Raw genomic sequence first — 3,491 nt, forward strand, 5'->3', positions numbered from 1 at the left:
CCCCATGACGCCCCCTCCTCGCCCGGCGGTGCCGTCGCCGGGCGGTCCGTTCGATCCCCGGGAGTCTATGCGGTATTCGTCTCACCGGGCCCGGGACTGCGAACGGTCGCGGGCCGATGCCGTCCACCGCGTCGGCGACCGCGGCCCGGGTTCGGAGGCGCGGGGACTGCCGCCCGGGCGGCGCGTCATGGACGGTGGGGGCCGAGCCGGGCGAGGAGGTCGTCGGCGCACTCCTCGGCGAGTTCCTCGGCGTGTTCGGGGAGTTGCGCGCCGGCCCGCAGGTGGCGTCGGACCATCGAGAGCGGCAGCTCGATGAGGGCGAGCACCACGCGTTCGACGGACCGGGGGTCCTCGGTCGGCGACCCGGCCCCCAGCAGTACGGCGAGGGCGGCGAGCGCGCCGTGCACAGTCCGGTTGCCGAGATCCGCGCGCAGGCGGTGTTCCTCCGACCAGTCCGCGCGTCCGAAGTCGTCGGGGCCGTAGAGGAGCAGGGCCGCCTCCTGCGGGTGGGCCCGGGCCCATGCGACCACCTGACGGGCCGCCGCCCGCGCGGTCTGCCGCGCGTCGGTGGTCGTGGCGAGCGGCAGGGGGGTGAGGTCCTGGCCGAGTGCCGTGCCGAAGGCCGCGAGGTAGCCCTGCTGGAACCGGTCGACGGTGCGCAGCCAGAGTTCGGCGAGCAGGGCGCTCCGTCCCGGGAAGCGGTAGTACACCGAGCCGCTCGGGGCTCCGACCTCTCCTGCGACCGCGGCCATGGTCACCGCGGCCGGGCCGGACTCGGCGGCCAGCCGGACGGCGGCGTCGAGAAGCTGGTCGGAGTCGAAGCGGGGTGGTCTCGCCATGAGTTGGAGGGTACTCTCCACAATAATTAGAGAGCAGTCTCTATAACTGCCCGGAAGGTGAGCCGATGGCTGTCCACAACGTGCACGAACGCCTGCTGCCCGCGAAGGAGACCGAGGTGGGGGCGCTGATCGACACCCTGGCCGGCACCGGCGACCTGCTGTGGCCGCAGGACACGTGGCCCTCGATGCGGTTCGACCGTCCACTCGCCGTGGGCGCGGTCGGTGGGCACGGCCCGGTCCGCTACACCGTCGACGCGTACGTCCCCGCGACGTGGGTGCGCTTCGGCTTCACCGGGCCACGCGGCTTCCACGGCTTCCACGAGTTCACCGCCACGGCCGTCGACGAGCGGCACACCCTGCTGCGCCACACGCTCGTCCTGACCGCCCGCGGCCCGGCACGACTCGGCTGGCCGCTCGCCTGGCGGCCGCTCCACGACGCGCTTCTGGAGGACAGTCTGGATCGCGCGGAGAGGGCCTGCACGGGCACGGTGGCCCGCCCGGCGCGGTGGAGCCCGTACGTACGGTTGCTGCGCGCGATCGTTCGCTGATCGCCGGCCCGGGCCGGTCCGCCGAACCCGCCGCCCGGACAGGTGAGTTCCGCGGAGCCGGGGTCGCCGTGAGCCGGCCCCGGCGGGTCGGAGCCCACGGTCGCAGCAGCGGCTCGACGGTCAGGTGGCTGTGGAGGAGCTCGTGACCCGTGCGCGTGGACCCGGACACCTGACGGATCGGCGGGTCCTCACTCGAGGGGAATGACGAGGACGGCCTGCGGTCGTCGGGTGGCGAGCCGGATCGTGCGGCGCCGCACCGGTCGGCGCGTCGACGGGACGGGAGGGACGGACGGGGTGTCAGAATCGGCGGGTTCATGCCCATGACGGGAACGCGGCCGGAACACCGGCCGGAACGTGGCGGGACCACGGCGGAGACGCGACAGGACCAGGTCCGAAGGAGCGAGCGATGAGTGGCGGGGTGCGGCCGGAGCTGGGACAGGTGTCGGAGACGGCGCTGTGGACGCTGTGGCACCGGGCGGTGGAGGCGCGGCGGCCGGACACCGTGCTGCCGGACCCGAAGGCGGTCGAGCTGGTGGGCCGGATCGACTACCCGTTCGCGACGCGGTTCGGGGAGAACGCCTTGGTGAGCCAGCTCCAGGCGCTGCGGGCGGCCTGCTTCGACCGCGAGGTGTCCGACTTCCTGACCCGCTGCCCGCGCGGCACCGTGGTCGGGCTCGGGGACGGCCTGGAGACCCAGGCCTGGCGGGTCGACAACGGCCGGGCGAACTGGCTGTCGGTGGACCTGGCGGAGACCGCCGCGCTGCGTCGGCAGCTGCTGCCGCCGGACGAGCGGCACCGGATCGTCGCCCACTCGGCCACCGACCCGGGCTGGATGGACGGGGTGGACCCGGCGAACGGGGTGCTGATCAGCGCCGAGGGGGTGCTGATGTACCTGCGGCCGCAGGAGGTCCGCGGCCTGATCGCGGCCTGCGCCGAGCGCTTCCCCGGCGGGGCCATGGTGCTGGACGCGGTGCCGCGCTGGTTCAGCCGGCGGGCCGTCGAGGGCAAGCTGCGGGACCGGTACTACCAGGCGCCGCCGATGCCGTTCGGGATGGACGCGGACGAGTGCGGTCTGCTGGCCACCGCGCACCCGGGGGTCGTCGACGTGCGGGAGGTGTACCCGGAGGGCGGACGCCCGCCGCTGAGCACCCTGCTGCCGCTCGTGCGCCGGATCAAGCAGCGCCCGTCCGTGGTCGCCCTGCGTTTTGCCCAATCTTGAAGAAACGCTGGTCAACCTGGAACCATGGTGTCGGGGCGCACGTCGTAACCACGGGTGATCGGCCGGGGGGACAGGCCGCCCGGCACGTTAGGCTCGCTCTGGGGGAGCGGCCTGGGTGCCGCCATCGGACGAATTGCCGGGACGGGCACGCTGCTCCAGGGGGAGGGCGGCCCGTCCCGTCCTGCCACGGAGGGACTGGCCTTGCACATCGACGCCTGGATCGAGGGGATTCCGCCGACGGCGGTGTACGCCGTTGTCGGTCTGATCATCGGGCTGGAGTCGCTGGGCATTCCGCTGCCCGGCGAGATCGCCCTGGTCACGGCGTCCCTCATGGCGGTCAAGGGTGTGGTGAGCCCGTGGGGCGTCGCCATCTGCGCGATCGCCGGCGCGATCATCGGCGACTCGATCGGCTACTCGATCGGGCGCAAGGGGGGCAAGCCGCTCTTCGAGAAGCTGGGACGCAAGTTCCCCAAGCACTTCGGGCCCTCCCACCTGGCCACCGCCGAGCGCTCGTTCCAGAAGTGGGGCATGTGGGCGGTCTTCTTCGGCCGCTTCATCGCCCTGCTGCGCATCTTCGCCGGTCCGCTCGCGGGCGCGCTGAAGATGCCGTACTGGAAGTTCCTGATCGCCAACGTGCTGGGCGGCGTGGTCTGGGCCGGCGGTACGACGCTGCTGGTCTACAAGGTCGGCAAGAGCATCGAGCCCTGGCTGGCCCGGTTCTCGTGGGCGGGCCTGGGGGCGGCGCTGGTGATCGGCCTGCTGTCGGCCTGGATCATGAAGCGCCGCGCCGCCAAGACGCACGCCAGGATCGAGGCGGAGGAGGCGGCCGAGGCCGCCGCCGCGGCGAAGGAGCCGGTCGCCGACTGACCTGGGCATGTCGAGGTT

The 3,491-nt window shown here is 73.1% G+C and carries 4 protein-coding genes; 3 read left to right on the forward strand and 1 reads right to left on the reverse strand.

Features of this window, described 5'->3' with window-relative positions; all coding sequences use genetic code 11:
• Nucleotides 1-185: 185 nt before the first annotated feature.
• Nucleotides 186-839 (reverse strand): helix-turn-helix domain-containing protein, encoded by a 654-nt coding sequence (locus ACIQOV_RS33145; protein ID WP_401054439.1) that lies wholly within the window; start codon nt 837-839, stop codon nt 186-188.
• A gap of 65 nt (nt 840-904) precedes the next feature.
• On the opposite strand from ACIQOV_RS33145, the gene ACIQOV_RS33150 reads away from it, so the two are divergent.
• From ACIQOV_RS33150 to ACIQOV_RS33160, 3 genes are all read left to right on the forward strand, one after another.
• On the forward strand, nt 905-1,387 hold the full coding sequence (locus ACIQOV_RS33150; RefSeq protein WP_401054440.1) for an SRPBCC family protein: 483 nt from the start codon (nt 905-907) through the stop codon (nt 1,385-1,387).
• Nucleotides 1,388-1,793: 406 nt separating this feature from the next.
• Entirely contained in the window at nt 1,794-2,606 is an 813-nt protein-coding gene (locus tag ACIQOV_RS33155) for a class I SAM-dependent methyltransferase (RefSeq protein WP_401054442.1), read from the forward strand.
• A 201-nt stretch (nt 2,607-2,807) separates the two neighbouring features.
• Nucleotides 2,808-3,473 carry a DedA family protein gene (locus tag ACIQOV_RS33160; protein WP_401054443.1) on the forward strand — a complete coding sequence of 222 codons (666 nt, stop codon included), beginning with the start codon at nt 2,808-2,810 and terminating at the stop codon, nt 3,471-3,473.
• The last annotated feature ends 18 nt before the right edge of the window (nt 3,474-3,491 follow it).

Origin of the sequence: Kitasatospora sp. NPDC091257, assembly GCF_044757675.1 — a bacterium.
Classification (GTDB): Bacteria; Actinomycetota; Actinomycetes; order Streptomycetales; family Streptomycetaceae; genus Kitasatospora; species Kitasatospora lactacystinica.